Source organism: Pseudoalteromonas sp. CR1 (genome assembly GCF_019392235.1).
GTDB lineage: Bacteria > Pseudomonadota > Gammaproteobacteria > Enterobacterales > Alteromonadaceae > Pseudoalteromonas.
On record NZ_JAHXRM010000018.1, the window covers coordinates 1 to 18,291 of the forward strand.

The following is an 18,291-nucleotide window of genomic DNA, read 5'->3' on the forward strand; positions in this document are numbered from 1 at the left end:
ATTAAAATCTGCCTTTGGCAGTTACCGAATCTTTATTGTGTGTGAAGATGTTGTCAGTGTGAAAAACAGTTCAAGTTAGGTGGTGACCTAGTTTGGGCTGTTTTATTTTTACAACTTAATTACACCCTATCCCAAATATTTGAAAGCCCTTAAGTAATTAAGGGCTTTTTTTATGCCTATTTACAAACGAGTAAAACATTATATAAATAAATAGTAATCCTTACCCACCTAGCGCCACTGCCAACGTACAAAACTCTCTTTTAAATAACTTAAGCGCAATTATTTACTAGGCAATGTTTTCATACCCTCACACCGTCACTTAATTCAGTGGACTAACTTTACTTATAGACCAATTGGTTTATATGTAATGTTAGCTATTATCGCGAGGTATAAAGTCTAATACGGTTGCATTGATACAATATCTGTCTTCCCCTTTTGGGCCTTCGCCCGGAAATAAGTGACCTAAATGAATTCCTGAACTTTTAGACCTCAACTCTATGCGCTGCATGCCCCAACTGTTGTCTTCATGTTCGGTTACACTATTTTTAACAGGGTGCGTAAACGACAGCCAACCTGTGCCAGAATTAAAGCGATCACGGGTATCAAACAAAGCCTCTCCACTGAGCTTGTCAACAAAGGTACCATCTGGAGTATTTTTAAATATTTTGTATTCTTTACAATAAGGACGATCTGTTTTGGCATTAAATGCGACCTTATAGGCTTCGCTATTTCCTAATTTAAATGCCCCTAGGGCTTTATAAAAAGTATCGCGGTTTGCATAGCCCTGGCGTCCGTATACTTCTTCGCCATTTTCTAAAAATAGAATAGTCGGTGTTGCCCAAGTAGCCGATTTAATCGTTAATCCGTCTAATTGATCGGCAAATCTAAATGATAAAGGAATCGTTCCTTTGTAGTCATTCGCCACCTCTTTTTTAAACTTCTCGCAGTAGGGGCAATAATCGCGTGAGTCTATAACCACAATTTGCTTACCTGCTAACAAGGCAGTGTTGTCTTTAGTTTCATCAGGTACTGGTTCAAAAAAAACACCAGTAGAATGATCAGGACAATAGCCATTAGGATTTTTCTGTAAATAATTTTGATGGTATTCTTCCGCGGCTATAAACCCCTCGAGTGGCTTTATTGCAGTGACTATATCTCCATACCCTGCATTGGTTAATAATTGTTGGTACTGCGCTTTAACCTTGAAAGCAGTGTCACTTTGCTCATTATTGTTCGTTAAAATAATTGAACGGTATTGCGTACCAATGTCGTTACCTTGTTTGTTTAATTGGGTAGGATCGTGACTTTCAAAGTAATTTTTAAGTAACGCTTGTGAGGAAATAATATTGCTGTTGTAAGTAACTTTGACTACTTCAGCGTAGTTGTTTTCGTCAAAACGACGTGATTGCTTAGTAATATTTCTGTAAGTAGCCTCAAAGCCTTTTCCATCAGCATAGCCAGACTCTGCATCAATCACTCCTTCTAGTGCTTCATAGCGTTTTTCTGCGCCCCAAAAACACCCCGATCCTAGTACAAGGGTTTCTACATGCATGCTCGCTTCTACATTGCTTTGTTCTACTTTTTCCATTGATAAAGCAAAAGTGCCTGCGCTAAATATAATGGCAGCGCCCGATAAATATAATAATTGCTGATAATTCATAATATACCTCTAAACAAGTCCGTACTCATTGAGACCATTTAATCTTGATTATTATTTCAAACTACGTGCTTATTTATTACGAGGCTTAAGATATAAAGTTTACTTTTAAACCTCATTGGCAATGAGATTACAGGATTAGTGTATTAACTATTTTGTATAAAATGTTTTTTGTTAGTCTCAAGGTTGTCAATAATTAACTAAATATGTGTTAGGTTTGCTTAATGATGTCCGAATTAGGTTTTACCAATGCAAAACCCTCACGTTTACGCTTTATCAAACAATAGCTTAATGTTTGATGCATCTCATTTAAGCGCTAACGACACTATCAGTATTCAAAAAAAAATTTGGTCTTTAGCAAGCCATTGTAATACAAGTGGGTCATTTATTGACGTTGTACCAGCTATGAACTCACTCACTTTGTATCTTAAGCAAGAAATAGAGTTAGCCAAATGGCATGAAGAATTACTAGATATTTGGAATAACATTAAGCCAAATGAGTTTGTTGCTAAACATCATAAAATTAAGATGCATTACAATGGAGCAGATTTAAACTACGTGGCCAACTTTCATAATTTAAGTATTGATGACGTCATTAATCTTCACAGTGAAGCGCAGTACGCTGTTTTATTTTTAGGGTTTCTACCTGGTTTTGCATACTTAAACGGGTTAAACGAACACCTTTTTACACCAAGACGTGCCGAGCCTCGCCTAAATGTGCCTAAAGGCTCTGTTGCTATTGGCGCTGAGCAAACAGCGATTTACCCTTCAGATTCGCCCGGAGGTTGGCATATTATTGGTTATACTGACACGCCCTTGTTTGATGCAAAGCTAAAAAAACCATGTTTAATACAGCCTGGTGATACGCTCGAATTTATACCTATTTCGGTGGGGAAATAAATCATGATTAAAGTGATTAAAAGTGGCCCATTACTGACCATTCAAGATTTTGGACGCAGCGGATACCGCCATTTAGGCGTTAGTCAGTCTGGTAGCTTAGACCCTTATGCACAAACCATAGCAAACTGCCTTTTAAATAATGATAAAAATGCCGCTGTGCTTGAGGTGACTGTTGGCATGTGCGAACTTGAGTTTGAATGCAACACAGTTATTGCCTTATTTGGTGCTGATTTAAATGCAACACTTGATGAAAAGCCTATTTACCCGGGTTGGACATACAATGTAAAACAAAAAAAAGTGCTTAAGTTTTCAACAGGGAGAGCCGGATTAAGAGCCTACATTGCCGTTAAAGGGGGAATTAAAAGCTCGGTTATTATGAATTCTAAAGCCACTGATTTAAATGCTGGTTTTGGCGGACTAAATGGCAAATCGCTCATAGCCGGTGACAATATTAAAATTACTCCTTACGAATCAAAATTTACTCAATGCGGCGCACTTATGCCGCCAAAACGTAAAATTGTGCGTGTATACCCAAGCCCATACGCAGAGCTTTTCTCCAAACAGATCATTAATGGGTTTACTCAGTCGTCGTTTAAAGTGAGTCACAATAGTAACCGTATGGGCGTAAGACTCCAAAGTGATGATTATTCTTTAACTCACTCACACTCATTACCTTCTCTTGCTGTGAGTCCAGGAAGTATCCAACTGCCCCCAAATGGAGAACCCATTGTATTGTTAAACGATGCACAAACAACGGGAGGTTATCCCTTATTAGGCACCGTCATTGAAGCAGATTTACATCAATTTGCTCAATATAAACCGCTAGATACAATTGAATTTGAATACGTGACGTTTGAACAAGCACTAAAAGCTAAACAAAAACTCAAAGGCCATTTAAACCAGTTAAGCATTGCACTTAAAAGTAGAGGCCTAGGCAATAATGGGGGACGTTAAACCGCGCGTAATTTAATGTAGTTCATTGCACTACTTAGTTACATAAACAAATTCGGCCTGCTTGATTGTCTAATTAATAGTTCAGAGTTTACACAGCAAATTGATGTAAAAATAATCAGAGTTTTGCCCTATTAACCAACAAGGTGCAACGAGTTAAACATTGGTGCATAAATTATTCTTAATTAATTGCAAAAGCTGTGTGACTTGAGTAATTATTTCTGATAAAACAAGGGTTCGCAGTTCAGCAAGTTGGCTGTTCTGCACACATAATAGGAATGAGGAGTTACTATGTGTTCAATCTTTGGGGTATTAGATATAAAATCTGATCCCGCTCAATTGCGTACCCAAGCAATTGAAATGTCAAAATTACTACGACACCGAGGGCCAGATTGGTCTGGTGTTTACGCGTCTGAAAAAGCAGTTTTAGTTCATGAGCGTCTTGCAATTGTTGGCGTATCTAGCGGTGCGCAACCTTTATACAACCCAGAAAAAACGAATATATTAGCGGTAAATGGGGAAATATATAATCACAAAGAGTTAGCTGCGAATTTAGACACTGATTTTACGTTCCAGACGCAGTCTGATTGTGAAGTTATCTTAGCGCTATACAAACAAAAAGGCCCTGAGTTTTTAGATGACTTAAATGGTATTTTTGCGTTTTGCCTATACGATGAAGAAAATGACGCCTACTTAATTGGTCGTGATCATATCGGTATTATACCGCTTTACACTGGCCACGATGAACATGGTAACTTTTATGTTGCCTCTGAGCTGAAAGCACTTTCTCCAATTTGTAAACACATTGAAGAATTCCCCCCTGGCCATTACCTTTACAGTAAAGATGGTGAACTTAAGCCTTATTACAAACGTGATTGGCAAACTTTCGACGCAGTTAAAGATAACAGCGCAGAGTCGGCAGATGTAAAAGACGCATTAGAAGCAGCCGTTAAACGCCAACTTATGTGTGATGTACCATACGGTGTATTACTGTCAGGTGGATTAGACTCATCAGTTATTTCTGCTATTACACAGCGTTTTGCTGCTAAACGTATTGAAGATAACGACGAAAGCGATGCTTGGTGGCCCAAACTTCACTCATTTTCAGTTGGCCTTGAAGGTTCGCCCGATTTAGCGGCGGCTCAAAAAGTTGCAGATATGATTGGTACGGTGCATCACCCTATCATTTTTACTATTCAAGAAGGTATTGATGCGCTTCGAGAGGTCATTTACCACATAGAAACCTATGATGTAACCACAATTCGTGCATCAACCCCTATGTATTTAATGGCGCGTCAAATTAAAGCCATGGGTATTAAAATGGTTCTTTCTGGTGAAGGTGCAGATGAATTATTTGGTGGTTACTTATATTTCCACAAGGCTCCTAATGCACAAGAGTTTCATGAAGAACTAAACCGTAAAGTTTCTAAACTTCATATGTTTGACTGCCTGCGCGCTAATAAGTCGATGGCCGCATGGGGCGTTGAAGCACGCGTACCATTCCTTGATAAAGAATTTGTTGATGTTGCTATGCGCATCAATCCTGAAGCAAAAATGTGCAAAGATGGCAAAATTGAAAAGCATATTTTACGTGAAGGTTTTGGCGGTTATTTACCAGATGAAGTTTTATGGCGCCAAAAAGAACAGTTTTCTGATGGTGTTGGTTACAGCTGGATAGATACATTAAAAGAGTATGTTGAAGAGCAAGTAAGCGATCAAGACCTTGCTAATGCAAAGTTCAAATACCCTATTAATACCCCTGATTCAAAAGAAGCTTACTACTACCGTACTATTTTTGAGTCGCACTTCCCAGGTGACGCATCAGCAAAGTGTGTACCACATGGCAAGTCAGTTGCTTGTTCAACTCCTGAAGCACTTGCTTGGGATGAGTCGTTCCAAAACAATGCAGACCCTTCTGGTCGTGCAGCGGGCGTTCACAACGACGCTTACACAGGTAAAAAATAAGCACTAATTTATACACTGCATAAATTTTATGCAGTGTATAAAACTCCCCCACCCCATTTATTACAGTTTACCTCCCAACCTTAATAGACCACTTAGTTTATAAATAACTCTTTGTTAAATTATAGTTTAAGTTCTAACCTTATAAATATTGCCTGCATATCATTAATTTCTAAAATCGCTATTTATATGGCTAACAATACCCAAAAAACACGATATTTTGACTATTTGTTACTTTAAACGTTTATGCAACCTCATATCATCTGTAAGATAGGAATATTATTAGTTAGTCTTCAAATTATTTTTCATTCTCTGTATATAGACTAATGTATTTAATGGGCGGCTGGATAAACCAGTTATTTATAATTAAAAAAGAGGTATTGCATGAAGGAAAATCATGACAAATATAGTATCGACAATACAGATTACACCGTAGGACAGGATAACGTTCAAAAGTGGGGGTTTGATATTCATAACCCTGTTTTTGGGATCAGTGCGGGCCTTATTATTTTATTTTTAGTTGCCTTACTTGTTACTGAGCCACAAACAGCTAAAACGGCACTAGATACAATTAAATTCGATATCATTAATAACTTCGATGCGCTATTTATGTGGGCTGCTAACTTTTTTGTCGTTTTCTGTTTAGCACTTATTGTATCTCCATATGGAAATATACGCTTAGGAGGAAGTGAAGCTAAACCATCTCATACACGTCTTTCATGGCTTGCCATGTTATTTGCAGCGGGTATGGGTATTGGCCTTATGTTTTGGGGTGTAGCTGAACCTGTTGCTTATTATACTGGTTGGTACGAAACACCGCTAAACGTTGCAGCAAACACGCCAGAAGCAGCAAAGCTAGCTATGGGAGCAACCATGTTTCACTGGGGGCTTCATCCGTGGGCAATCTATGCAGTGGTGAGTTTATCCCTTGCTTTTTTTGCTTACAATAAAGGGCTACCACTATCAATTCGTTCGATTTTTTACCCTATTTTAGGTGATAAGGCGTGGGGATGGCCGGGTCATATTATTGATATTTTGGCTGTTTTGGCGACTTTGTTTGGTCTAGCTACCTCTCTAGGATTGGGTGCCCAACAAGCCTCTGCAGGTATTAATCATGTCTTTGGTTTAGAAGGCGGTATTGGTTCGCAAATATTAGTGATTGTAGGGGTTACTTTATTAGCGGTTATCTCTGTTGTTCGCGGCATTGATGGCGGTGTAAAACTACTTAGTAATATAAACATGCTAATAGCGTTTGTATTGTTATTGTTTGTTTGCCTTGTGGGATTTGCTGTAGCTATGGGCAACATTCCAAATACCGTGATGGGCTATGTTGAAAACATTATTCCTTTAAGTAACCCACATGGCCGTGAAGACGAAACATGGATGCACGGTTGGACTGTATTTTACTGGGCATGGTGGATTTCGTGGTCACCTTTCGTTGGCATGTTTATAGCTCGTGTTTCACGTGGGCGCACTATTCGTGAATTTTTAATCGCTGTGTTACTAATCCCAACCTTAGTAACGGTATTGTGGATGTCTATTTACGGTGGTATTGCAATTGACCAAATTATAAACGGTGTAGGCGCGCTTGGGCTTAATGGCTTAACTGAGGTTCCTTTAGCAATGTTTCAGATGTTAGATGAGCTTCCGCTTGCAAATATATTATCGTTTATTGCGATTGTGCTTGTACTTGTATTTTTTATTACCTCTTCAGACTCTGGTTCGTTAGTCATCGACTCTATTACTGCTGGTGGTAAAATTGACGCCCCTGTTCCACAACGTATATTTTGGGCTACGGTTGAGGGCGCTATTGCCGCAGCATTGTTGTGGATTGGCGGAACACAGGCTATTGAGGCCTTACAAGCAGGTGCAGTTTCAACAGGCTTACCATTTACGTTTGTGCTTTTACTTATGTGTGTGAGCTTGTTGTTAGGTTTAAGAACTGAGCCTAGACCGACTAAATAATAAATTAATAATAATAAAACGCCGCATTTTTTGCGGCGTTTTTATTTGTATGTGTTCAGCTCCATATCTCACACAATGGGGTTTCTTCAGTGTAATGATGGCGTAATTGAGCTTGCAATAGTTCAGCTGTTGCAAGCGCATCAGTTAGCGCATGATGCCCTTCATAAACTGGTAGTGAATAACGTTTGCGACAGTCATTTAGCCTCAACGACCCCAATTTAGAGTTAAATAACTGCCCAATTAAGCCTTGTTTTGCCTTGAGCGCTCTGCGCTCAAGTTCCATGGTATCAACAACCATAAACTCAATATGCTCTCTTAATCGCAATACTAAGGCACTGTTTAAAAAGCCACGTTCGATTGCCGCATAGTGAACAACAATCACCTTAGCACGTAACGCATCAAGCAAAGGAGCAATAATGTTGTCAAAGTCGGGCGCGTTATCTACATCATTATGAGTAATACCGTGGATCACAATAGACGATTCACTTAGGTTTCGTCTTGGCTGAACAAGCCAGTGCTTGCTCTGTTTACAGTATATTCGCGTTAATGTAAAAGGAACTAATCCTACACTCACAATATCATCTGTTTGGCTATTTAGCCCTGTTGTTTCAAAATCTAATGCAACAAAAGAAATCTCTTTTACAGCGGCGTTAGCATTGCTAAATGCCGATAAATAAAACTCTTTTATTAAATTATTTTGCGCATCATCGGCAAGCTGTGCATAACGTATTTTCCAGTTTATTACTTCTTTAAAAAACATAGATTATTTCACACCTGAGTGTGCGCTATAACAAAATTTAAGGTAACTTTGCGCCTTATCTAAAATAGCAAAAGCATCTTTCAAATGTCGCTGTTCGAAAGGAGAAAGTAAATGAGGGTCAAGGTTATTATCGGGTGCTTCACCCTGTTCAATTTGCCATGCCTGATGGCGTATTCGCGTCATTGAAATGTACTCTAACGCATCACGTAAATCTTGCGCTTTACCTTCAGGTAAAACATTGGCTTCTATAATATCTTCTAAGCGATCAAATGAATTTTGCTTACGAGATCCAATTGCAAGTGCATGAACACGCACTACATCACTTAATGGCGCAGTACCGCGTCGTTTTAAGTTCATAGACTTTTGATGTTGTCCGTTGTGCTCGAGAACAAACCCTTTAAAAAAACCAAGAGGAGGTGTTCTATTTCGTGCATTTGATGCCATGTTAGCTAAAAACACTCTGTTACTTGCACTTTGCTTTGCAATAAATGTTTTTAACTCATCAGCCCACTTTGTTTTACCCCACACACCGTCTAAATCAAAAAATATAGAGCTATTAAGCAAAGCCTGTGGTTTAGGCTCAGCAATCCATTGGGAAAATTGCTCAAACCATTGGTCTTGTGTTTTTCGCCACTTTTTAAAGGATGCCATAATTTCACCGTCGCAATAGCTATAGCCACATTGAGCTAATCCATAACAAACAAAGTCACTTAAGTTTTGAAAATATGTATTATGTTTTTCATCGTCATAACTATTATCTAATATGAGTGCATTATCTTGGTCGGTAACAATAAGTTGTTCATCCCTTGCCATAGAGCCTAATGCAATAAAGCAGTAAGGTACTGGCGGCGGGCCGAACTTTTCTTCTGCAAGTATTAACAGTCGTTGTTTAAAGGTACGGCCAATGACAGCCATTGCAGTACCAACCATGTGAGAGTTAGCGTCTTCATTTACCATGCGCACAAATACACGGGGAAGTTGATTTGCATAGTGGGCTAAATCTTCCACAGACTGCTGTGCCAATATACCACGCACCAACAATAAGCTACTCTGCGATTCATAACGCAAAATATCTGATAAAGAAATAACACCTATCGGCCGTTTTTTTTGTACCACTGGAAGATGATGTAAGTTATCTCTGAGCATGGCCAACACAGCTTCAAAAATATAGTCATTTTGATCAAGTAGTACTAAGTTTGTGGACATAATAACGTGTGCAGGTGTGTTGAAAGCAAGCCCCTGCGCCACAACTTTAGTACGTAAATCTTTATCTGTTATTATGCCAACAACTTGCCCGTCATCTTCTTGGGGGTCGTTATTTACGGGCTTATTAACGTCGGTAACTAGCACTGACGATACCGATTCATCAGTCATTAGCTGTGCAATATTTTTTACTGTTTCAGTTGCGTCAACTGTGACAACCTCTCGGTGAAGTAACGATTTAACTTTGGCAGTCGTTAAATCGTTTCCATCGGCTTGTTCTACAATTGCCTGATGCAAACGCACGTTACCATCCGTTTCAAAGTAATCTGCAAATACTTCATATTCATCACAATACTGCAAAAAAATGTCAACGTTTATACAATAAACTAAGGTGTCTTCGAGCGCTGTAGCCGGAAAACGCACCTTTCGATTCATTAGTAACCCCATTTGCCCAAATATTCCTGCGGTGGCCAAACGATTATACAGCTCACCATCACGTCGGTACATTTCAACAGAGCCACTTCTTATTATGTATAAATCAGCTATGTCTTGGCCATATTGTAAAATATCGGTATTAGCCCTGAAGTAACTGACTTCAACTTGTTGGGCAAGTTCATCTAATGCTTTTTGAGGAAGATCATCAAAAGGAGGGTGTTGTGATAAAAATTGCGCTATTTCAATTTGCTCGCTTTGCATTATAGATCCCTACTAATATCCAGTAATGCAATTGTGGGCCTAATTAACCGTTTTTTAAAGAAAAAAGATTAATTAGGCTCATAAAGATTTACTCTGTATGTTCAAGCTCTTGAGCAAGCTGTTTAGTTTCATCCCCTCTTGGCTTAGTAAAACGTGCAAGCCCTAAATAGATGACTGGTGTTAAGTATAAAGTAAATAAAACAGCAAGCGACAGCCCACCAAATACAACCCAACCTATTGCATTACGCGCTTCGGCACCTGCCCCACTTGATAATATTAATGGTAATGCACCAAGCAACGTAGAAACGAGTGTCATAGTGATTGGACGTAACCTAACTAGCGCAGCCTCTTCAACCGCCTCACGCACAGATAAGCCTTGATCGCGAAGTTGGTCTGCAAATTCAACCAGTAAAATAGCATTTTTTGCAATCAGACCAATCAACATTACTAAACCAATTTGAGAATAAATATTGAGAGACGTATTCGTTAAATACAGCGCTAAGATGGCAGAGGTAATACCAAATGGAACTGTTAGCATTACCACTATGGCACTGTTAACACTTTCGAATTGAGCAGCTAATACAAGCAATACAATTAAGAATGCTAAAACGTAAGTTAGAAGGACTTCGTTTGCAGTTTCTTCGAAGGTCAGCGCTTCGCCTTTAAACGCAAGAGTAATGCCCTGAGGCAAAGATTGCTGAGACAAATTACGAATTTGCTCGACTATATCTGCAATCGTCATCCCATCGGGTAATTCCATATCCAATTCAATAGCACGACGCTGAGCATGACGCTCAAGCTCTGCAGCAACGCCCTCTTCACTAATATTAGCTAAGCTACTAATTGGGACTAACCTTCCTTGTGAACTTGCCACATAAAGGTTTGCTAAATCACTTGGATCTTGAATAACTTGGTTTTGCACTTGCAACATAATAGGTATTGATTGGTCACCAATGTTTAAATCAGCAATATCATCACCATTTATGGCGGCACGAAGTGTAATTGAAATATCACTTAGCGATACACCCAACTCTTCGGCTCTTCGTCTATCAATATTTACACGTAATTGTGGTTGTGATGGCTGATAAGATACTCGCACTGGCGCTGTACCTGGAATTGCATTTTCAATTTGTTTTGCAAAGTCTTGCGCAGCAATAAAAATTTGTTGGTAGTCTTGGCCTAATAAAGCAATTTCTATTCCGCCACCTTGGCCTCTTAAATTTAAACTGTTTGAACCCGATGCACGTCCGGCTGCGCCTGGAATTTCACCTAACGGACCACGAATTTTATTAATGATTTCTTGTTGAGTAAATTGGCGGTCATCCCAATGCTTAAGAGGAACCGTTATAAACACTATATTAGGGTCCCATTGCCCAACAACGGTGTAAATAGATTCTATTTCACCACTTTCTACGAAAGGCAACAAAATATCTTCCATCTGCATTGCTTGCCTGTCCATAAAGTTCAAACCTACACCATCAGGTCCTCTGGCAAAAATTCGTATTTTACCCCTGTCCTCTGTTGGTAAAAGTTCGTTATCGAGGTTTAGGTACAATGCACCAGAACCAAAGGCTATTAATATGCACGCTATGAGAACTAACCAAGCACGGTTCAAAACGCTTTTTATAGTTATACTGTAAAGCTTAACAAGCTTATTGCCTACTTTAGCAAACGGGTGGGTGCTTTGTTCTTTCAGTTTTAATTTTGAAGTCAATGCAGGAACAAGTGATAATGCGACAAAACTTGAAATAATAACGGCGCCGGCAAGCACCCCGCCAAACTCTCTAAATAATCGTCCTGCAGTAGAAGGTAAAAAAGCAATAGGAATGAAAACCGCTGCCAATACCGCAGTTGTGGCAACAACCGCAAAAAATACTTCTCTCGTACCTATGACAGCGGCAGCGCGCCGACCAAGTCCTAAGCCTCTTTGACGTTGTATGTTTTCACTCACAACAATTGCATCATCGACTATTAAACCCGTGGCTAGCACAAGCGCTAATAAAGTGAGTATATTGATAGAAAAACCAAGGGTCCAAATAAGAGCAAGTGAACCTATAAGCGCAACAGGTATAGCAAAAGCAGGCACAAGTGTAGCGCGCCACGAACCTATGAATACCCATAATGTTATTACCACTAACAAAACGGTAAGCACTAAGGAGTTGATGACTTCATCAACTGAGCTTCTTATAAATTGCGCGTCATCTGAGGTTAGCGTAAATTCGAGCTCAGGGAATCGTTTGCGCATGTTTTCGAGCAACTGAAGAACTTCATCCGATATTTCAATTGTATTAGACTGTGCTTGGCGAATAACCTCCATACCAATTACGGGTTTGCCATCTAAACGAACCATAGAGCGTGGATCTGCAGGACCAAAATAGACCGATGCAATATCACCTACTCGTGTATCACCGCTTACAATAATATCTGCAACTTCACTAGGTGTAATAGAAGTTGCATCGGCTCTAACAATTACTTGTTGGTCACTTGATTTAAGGCTACCCGCGGGTACATCAAAGGGCGCTTCTCGTAAAACGTCTGCTACATCAGGAATAGTAAGATTAAAACTGCTTAATTTTAGGGGATCTAAACGTACACGTAAAACGCGTTTACGGTCTCCGTTCAACCTTACATCGGCAACGCCTGGTATTGTTAGAAATTGAGGTGCTAAATCGGTTTCGACTCGCTCAGTAAGGGCTTCAAGAGCCAGACTACTACTTGACACAGTGAGCGATACAACCGCTTCTGCATCGTTATCGGCTTTGATAATGGCAACACGCTCCACCTCCTCTGGTAACTCTCGTTGTACACGAGCGACAGACTCTCTGGTTTCGTTAGCTGCATTGTCTAAGTCAACGCCAGGGCGAAATTCAACAACAATACGAGCACTTCCCTCTTCACTTTGTGCACGTATTGATTTAACTCCACTCACCCGGGCTATCGCCCCTTCTAGTTTGCTGGTTACTTCTGTATCAACCGTTTCGGGTGACCCACCAGGAAATGATGCTGAGACTGTTATACGCGGTCTATCAACATCTGGTAACTCTCTAACTTCAATGCCAGCGATTGCAGCTAAACCGGCAATTATAATTAATAGATTTAAAACAACAATAAGAACAGGTCGGCGGATTGCCATTGAAGGGAGATCTTGCATCATAGGGGAATTTTTCATTATTATTCCTCTAAATTACTGACATTGGCGAACGTTAATGCTTGGTTTTCGCGTAGACGTTGCACGCCTTCAACAACCAATATATCGTTCTCATTTAAGTTACCTGAAACTAGCAATCGCCCAGCTAAGCGTTGCTCTATTTTTACATCAATACGCGTAGCTTTTTTATTTATACTTTTCCAAACGTAGGGACCTGTTGCTCCCCACATAAGTGCAGCTTCAGGCACAACCGCGTATGACTCCCCTTGCATTGTAATATTAATTCGAAAGCTCATACCTGGCATAAACTGATCATTTGTATTTTCCAGTTTTGCTTTAACACGTAAGGTACGGGTTTGTGGATTTATTCGCGAATCTAAATATGAAACTTGAGCATTAATGGCTTTTGCACTTTGCCATGGTGTTACTTCCACAATGCCTTTATTTTTTAGCATAGAGACAGCTGACTCAGGTGCGTTAAAGTTGATATACAAACTGCGGGTATCATCAATAGTCGCTATGGCTGTTTGCTCAGTAATGCGATCCCCTTTTTCAACATCAGTAAGCCCCATCACACCATCGAATGGCGCAAGTACTGTTCTATCTTCTAGGTCTGTTTTTGCATTGATAAGTGCAACCTCGGCAAGTGCATGCAGAGTTTTCGCATCATCTAAGTCACTTTTAGGGATTGCCCCTTTTTTGTGACTTTCGCTGAGTCTGTTAAGTGTACGCTGAGTGTCTGCTAGGGTTATTTCTGCTTGTTGAAGGGCTGCTTTTTGCCTACGAGAGTCTAGTTCAACTAAAACATCTCCTTCTTTAACAAAGTTACCCGGTTTAAAGTGAACTGCTGTAACTCTATCACCAACAGCAGGGAATAATATAACGGAATGAATTGCTTCTGCATTTCCTACAGCTTTCACCTCTTCTTTTGTACGTTCCGTTGTTACTTTTTGTACCATTACATTTGCACTTGATGCTGCGGTGCTAAAAATGAATAATAACAAGTAGATATTTAATAGAAGTATGCGCAATTTCAAAGAACCACCTAATAGACAATTTTGTTAACCACTATACGCAGTGTAACAAAACTGTGATCAAAACTAGCCCGTGTTAACGCTGAATGCTCAACTATATAAGATGAATAACAAAATGAAGGCAAAAAAAAGAGCCGTGAAGCTCTTTTTTATTTAATAACTATTACCGATGAATTACTTTGCGCGTTGCGCATCTTTTTGTGCTTTTTTAGCTTCTTTGCGTTGTTGAAGAACAGTTTGTGCTTCATTACCTATATGCCCTTCACCACGAGCTTGAGCAAGTTCAATTTGTTTTTGGCGCTCTGCAAAGCGCGCGCGCTGCTCATCCGTTACGTTATCAATACAATGATGGCATGAAACACCTTCTAGATACTCAGGCTTTTGTTTTTCTTGTTCAGTAATAGGCATACGACACGCATGACACTGATCGTACGATCCCTTTTGTAGGTCATGGTTTACAGCAACGCGATTATCAAAAACAAAGCATTCGCCTTCCCACATGGTTTCTTCTTTTGGCACCTCTTCCAAATACTTAAGTATTCCGCCTTCAAGGTGATAAACTTCATCAAAGCCTTGTTCTTTCATATAGGCCGTTGATTTTTCACAGCGAATGCCACCTGTACAAAACATAGCTACTTTTTTATGTTTTTCTGGATCAAGATTTTCTTTTGCCCACTGCGGAAATTCACGAAAAGTGGTTGTATTGGGATCAACGGCATTTTGAAATGTACCAATTTCAATTTCGTAATCATTACGCGTATCAATTAAAACAACCTCTGGGTCAGAAATTAATGCATTCCAGTCTTGAGGTTTAACATAGCTCCCCACGACTTTAAGGGGATCAATTCCCTCTACGCCCATTGTTACAATTTCTTTTTTTAGTTTTACTTTTGTGCGGTAAAACGGGCATTCGTCGTCATAAGATTCTTTAGTGACAATATTTTTTAAATTTGGCTGCTCATCTAGCCATGCAAGGAGGTTATCAATGCCTTCTCTTTTTGCAGAAACAGTGCCATTTATCCCTTCTGCAGCTAAAAGTAATGTGCCTCGAACTTCGTTTGCTTCCATAACCTCTAATAAAGGTTTACGTAATGCCTCAAACTCTGGCAGACCTACAAATTTGTATAATGCGCACACTACAAAGTGTTCGCTGGTAAGATCGTCTTTATGAACAGCTGTCATTTTATTTCCTATTTTGCCTTAATAAGCCAATATTGGCGTTTACCGAATCGTAAATCCGGCGCATATGGGGCGCGTATTTTACGCTTTTTTAGATTAATTGCAAAAAATAGCAGCATACATTGCTTTTTGCTGTCGGGATAAGCCATGTGTACGCTATAATGCAGCAATTAATTTAAGTTGCACATTGGAGAACATTACATTGCACTTTACTGATCTTGGGATTGATACTCGCCTTGAAACACAATTAGCACATCAAGGGATCACCCAGCCCACAGACATTCAAGCACATGCAGTGCCTACCGCACTTGCAGGGCATGACATTTTTGCTCAGTCGAAGACTGGGTCGGGCAAAACCTTGGCGTTTTTATTACCAGCAGTTCAAAGGGTTATGAAACAAAAAGCACTCAGTAAACGCGATCCACGTGTACTTATTGTTGCCCCTACACGCGAACTAGCCACGCAAGTTTTTACTCAACTACGTTTATTAATAGCAGGCACTGCTATTAAGGCAGTTAAAGTATTAGGTGGTGAGAACTTTAACGACCAAATTAAAGCATTAAGAAACGATCCACAGTTTGTAGTTGCAACACCGGGTCGTCTGGCTGATCATGTGGCTAAACGCTCTTTACAGTTAAGTGGGTTAGAGCTGCTGATTTTTGATGAAGCAGACCGCATATTAGATCTGGGCTTTACCGAACAATTAAAACTAATTAATGACGAAGCAAATCACCGCCTTCGACAAACATTATTATTTTCAGCAACGCTTGACCATGCACAAGTAGATGCGCTTTCGCGTAATTTATTAAAAAAACCAAAACAAATTACGCTTAGCGCTGCAAACGAGCAACATAGCGATATAACGCAAACACTCTTCCTAGCTGACCACCTAGATCACAAGGAAGCGTTATTAGCACACTTTTTAAAGCAAGACGAAGTTGGCCAATGCATAATATTTACTGCCACCCGGGCAGATACAAGTCGTTTGAGCGAAGAGCTAAACAACAAAGGATTTAAATCAGTTGCACTTGCGGGTGATTTAACACAAAGCAAACGCTTAGACATTATGGACTCGTTTAGCAGAGGAAACTTTAAAATATTAATTACCACTGATGTCGCATCTCGTGGCCTAGATTTACTAAGCGTAACCCATGTGATTAACTTCGATTTACCAAAGCATGCTGAAGAATATGTACACCGAATAGGTAGAACTGGACGTGCTGGCTTTAAAGGTACTGCTATTTCGTTAGTCGGCCCTAAAGATTGGGCTAGTTATTTATCAATTAAATCTTTTTTAAATGATGAACTTAAGTTTGCAAGTATTGACGGACTTAAAGCTAAATTTAAAGGCATAAAAGAGAAAAAACCTGCTTCAACGCTTAAAGCTAAAAAAGTAACGCATGTTAAAAAGCCACAAATAAAACGTAAAGCAAAACCCAAAAAACCAGTAGCACCCATTAAAGCCCCTATGAATATCGATGGCGATTCACCAATGCGCCGTAAAAAAAAGCCTGAGCAGGAATAATTATGAGTTACCTTGGAACAACCCAAACACTATTTGTAAAAGAAGTAAGTAATGAAGGCGCTTACTTGGACGGTCATGATTTAGGTGAAGTTTTTTTACCAAAGAGCGAAATCAAAGATGAACTTGAAGCCGGTGATAGCATTAGCGTGTTTATATATTTAGATAACGCTAATTTGCCAACTGCAACGGTTAAAAAGCCACATGCTCAGGTAGGTGAGTACGCCCTTTTACGTGTCAAAGAAATAAATAGTATCGGTGCTTTTTTGGACTGGGGATTAGAAAAAGATGTACTAGCCCCATTTAATGAACAAAAGCCACGCATGCAAGAGGGACATTCTTATTTAGTTCGATTGTACCTTGATAATGCCAGCCAACGCATTTGTGCTTCAACTAACTTTAATCGCTTTTTATCTAAAGATGAACCTGAATACACTAATCTTCAAGAGGTTGATTTAATTGTTGCTGGTAAAACAGATATTGGCTACAAAGTGCTTATTGAAGAATCTCACTTTGGTGTTGTGTTTTACAACATGGTGTTTAAAAACTTATTTGTAGGGCAAAAGCTTAAGGGCTTTGTTAAAAAAGTAAGAGAAGACGGAAAAATTGACGTTGTGCTAGAAAAGCCAGGCATGGGCAAGGTAAGTGAGCTTGGCGATAAAATAATGGAAAAACTTAAAAACGAAGGCGGAATACTCGCTATTGGCGATAAATCTGATCCTGAACTTATCAAAAAAGTATTCTCTACGAGTAAAGCGAATTATAAAAAGGCAATTGGTGGTTTGTTTAAGCAAGAGCTTATTGAAATTGAAGCAAAATCAATTCGCTTGAAATCGAAATAATTAAACAACACTCATTCTATATTTTTATAATGAGTGTTTAACCTAAAATATACTTATAAGGCAATGTGCATTGCGTATATTGCCTTGAATAATCAAGTACTTCCCTTTCTGATTCTAAGTTCAATGGTGCTAGCCTGAACACCTTTTTTTCACACTCTAATTTTTTTTCGTCATGGTTTGTTAAACAAGCACTAACACTTATATCCTGGGCATTCAATGTGTCGGAGTTTCTGTAACAAAGGTGATGTGCGTAGTCTTTCATTGTTTTTTTAAAATCAAACATATTTACAGGATACGCTGAAATAACATCTGTTACTGTTGTAACTCCATCATATGCTTTACTCGAAAACACATATTTATTAAAAGAGAAGCCTGCGATGATAATGACCAATGAACCAATTAATACCTTCAAAATAAAACCCCTCACAACATTTTGATATTATAAATGTAACACAAATTACACATAACGTAA

13 protein-coding genes are annotated in these 18,291 nt (G+C 39.3%); 6 read left to right on the forward strand and 7 right to left on the reverse strand.

Features of this window, described 5'->3' with window-relative positions:
* Nucleotides 1-370: 370 nt before the first annotated feature.
* Nucleotides 371-1,660, reverse strand: coding sequence for a peptide-methionine (S)-S-oxide reductase MsrA (gene msrA / locus KZZ04_RS14915; protein WP_219423061.1), 1,290 nt, complete (start codon nt 1,658-1,660; stop codon nt 371-373).
* A 246-nt stretch (nt 1,661-1,906) separates the two neighbouring features.
* On the opposite strand from msrA, the gene pxpB reads away from it, so the two are divergent.
* From pxpB to KZZ04_RS14935, 4 genes are all read left to right on the forward strand, one after another.
* The gene (pxpB, locus tag KZZ04_RS14920) at nt 1,907-2,557 is read left to right on the forward strand and encodes a 5-oxoprolinase subunit PxpB (RefSeq protein WP_219423062.1); all 651 of its coding nucleotides are present in this window, start codon (nt 1,907-1,909) and stop codon (nt 2,555-2,557) included.
* A gap of 3 nt (nt 2,558-2,560) precedes the next feature.
* A complete protein-coding gene (locus tag KZZ04_RS14925; protein WP_219423063.1) occupies nt 2,561-3,511 on the forward strand; it encodes a biotin-dependent carboxyltransferase family protein in 951 nt (316 codons plus the stop codon).
* 288 nt (nt 3,512-3,799) lie between these two features.
* The gene (gene asnB, locus KZZ04_RS14930; RefSeq protein ID WP_058403964.1) at nt 3,800-5,473 is read left to right on the forward strand and encodes an asparagine synthase B; all 1,674 of its coding nucleotides are present in this window, start codon (nt 3,800-3,802) and stop codon (nt 5,471-5,473) included.
* Between the two features lie 381 nt (nt 5,474-5,854).
* The gene (locus tag KZZ04_RS14935) at nt 5,855-7,435 is read left to right on the forward strand and encodes a BCCT family transporter (protein ID WP_138530181.1); all 1,581 of its coding nucleotides are present in this window, start codon (nt 5,855-5,857) and stop codon (nt 7,433-7,435) included.
* Nucleotides 7,436-7,490: 55 nt separating this feature from the next.
* Here the strand turns inward: KZZ04_RS14935 and KZZ04_RS14940 are convergent, their stop codons facing one another.
* The 5 genes from KZZ04_RS14940 to KZZ04_RS14960 form a co-directional block, all read right to left on the reverse strand.
* On the reverse strand, nt 7,491-8,195 hold the full coding sequence (locus tag KZZ04_RS14940) for a 3'-5' exonuclease (RefSeq protein WP_219423064.1): 705 nt from the start codon (nt 8,193-8,195) through the stop codon (nt 7,491-7,493).
* Between the two features lie 3 nt (nt 8,196-8,198).
* Complete coding sequence (locus KZZ04_RS14945; protein ID WP_058403961.1) at nt 8,199-10,094, reverse strand: putative nucleotidyltransferase substrate binding domain-containing protein; 1,896 nt, start codon at nt 10,092-10,094, stop codon at nt 8,199-8,201.
* Nucleotides 10,095-10,182: 88 nt separating this feature from the next.
* Nucleotides 10,183-13,263, reverse strand: coding sequence for an efflux RND transporter permease subunit (locus KZZ04_RS14950; protein ID WP_219423065.1), 3,081 nt, complete (start codon nt 13,261-13,263; stop codon nt 10,183-10,185).
* A gap of 2 nt (nt 13,264-13,265) precedes the next feature.
* Nucleotides 13,266-14,279, reverse strand: coding sequence for an efflux RND transporter periplasmic adaptor subunit (locus KZZ04_RS14955; RefSeq protein ID WP_219423066.1), 1,014 nt, complete (start codon nt 14,277-14,279; stop codon nt 13,266-13,268).
* A gap of 171 nt (nt 14,280-14,450) precedes the next feature.
* A complete protein-coding gene (locus KZZ04_RS14960) occupies nt 14,451-15,458 on the reverse strand; it encodes a rhodanese-related sulfurtransferase (protein ID WP_058403958.1) in 1,008 nt (335 codons plus the stop codon).
* Between the two features lie 199 nt (nt 15,459-15,657).
* Between KZZ04_RS14960 and KZZ04_RS14965 the strand changes: the two genes are divergently transcribed.
* A complete protein-coding gene (locus KZZ04_RS14965) occupies nt 15,658-16,980 on the forward strand; it encodes a DEAD/DEAH box helicase (protein WP_219423067.1) in 1,323 nt (440 codons plus the stop codon).
* 2 nt (nt 16,981-16,982) lie between these two features.
* Nucleotides 16,983-17,819 carry a S1 RNA-binding domain-containing protein gene (locus KZZ04_RS14970; protein ID WP_219423068.1) on the forward strand — a complete coding sequence of 279 codons (837 nt, stop codon included), beginning with the start codon at nt 16,983-16,985 and terminating at the stop codon, nt 17,817-17,819.
* Nucleotides 17,820-17,856: 37 nt separating this feature from the next.
* On the opposite strand, the gene KZZ04_RS14975 is transcribed toward KZZ04_RS14970, so the two are convergent.
* Entirely contained in the window at nt 17,857-18,231 is a 375-nt protein-coding gene (locus KZZ04_RS14975) for a hypothetical protein (protein ID WP_058403955.1), read from the reverse strand.
* Between the last annotated feature and the right edge of the window lie 60 nt (nt 18,232-18,291).

Excerpts from the sequence above, each read along its gene's own strand:
- msrA (WP_219423061.1), bottom strand. The coding sequence starts at position 1,660 with ATGAATTATCAGCAATTATTATATTTATCGGGCGCTGCCATTATATTT.
- pxpB (WP_219423062.1), top strand. The coding sequence starts at position 1,907 with ATGCAAAACCCTCACGTTTACGCTTTATCAAACAATAGCTTAATGTTT.
- KZZ04_RS14925 (WP_219423063.1), top strand. The coding sequence starts at position 2,561 with ATGATTAAAGTGATTAAAAGTGGCCCATTACTGACCATTCAAGATTTT.
- asnB (WP_058403964.1), top strand. The coding sequence starts at position 3,800 with ATGTGTTCAATCTTTGGGGTATTAGATATAAAATCTGATCCCGCTCAA.
- KZZ04_RS14935 (WP_138530181.1), top strand. The coding sequence starts at position 5,855 with ATGAAGGAAAATCATGACAAATATAGTATCGACAATACAGATTACACC.
- KZZ04_RS14940 (WP_219423064.1), bottom strand. The coding sequence starts at position 8,195 with ATGTTTTTTAAAGAAGTAATAAACTGGAAAATACGTTATGCACAGCTT.
- KZZ04_RS14945 (WP_058403961.1), bottom strand. The coding sequence starts at position 10,094 with ATGCAAAGCGAGCAAATTGAAATAGCGCAATTTTTATCACAACACCCT.
- KZZ04_RS14950 (WP_219423065.1), bottom strand. The coding sequence starts at position 13,263 with ATGAAAAATTCCCCTATGATGCAAGATCTCCCTTCAATGGCAATCCGC.
- KZZ04_RS14960 (WP_058403958.1), bottom strand. The coding sequence starts at position 15,458 with ATGACAGCTGTTCATAAAGACGATCTTACCAGCGAACACTTTGTAGTG.
- KZZ04_RS14970 (WP_219423068.1), top strand. The coding sequence starts at position 16,983 with ATGAGTTACCTTGGAACAACCCAAACACTATTTGTAAAAGAAGTAAGT.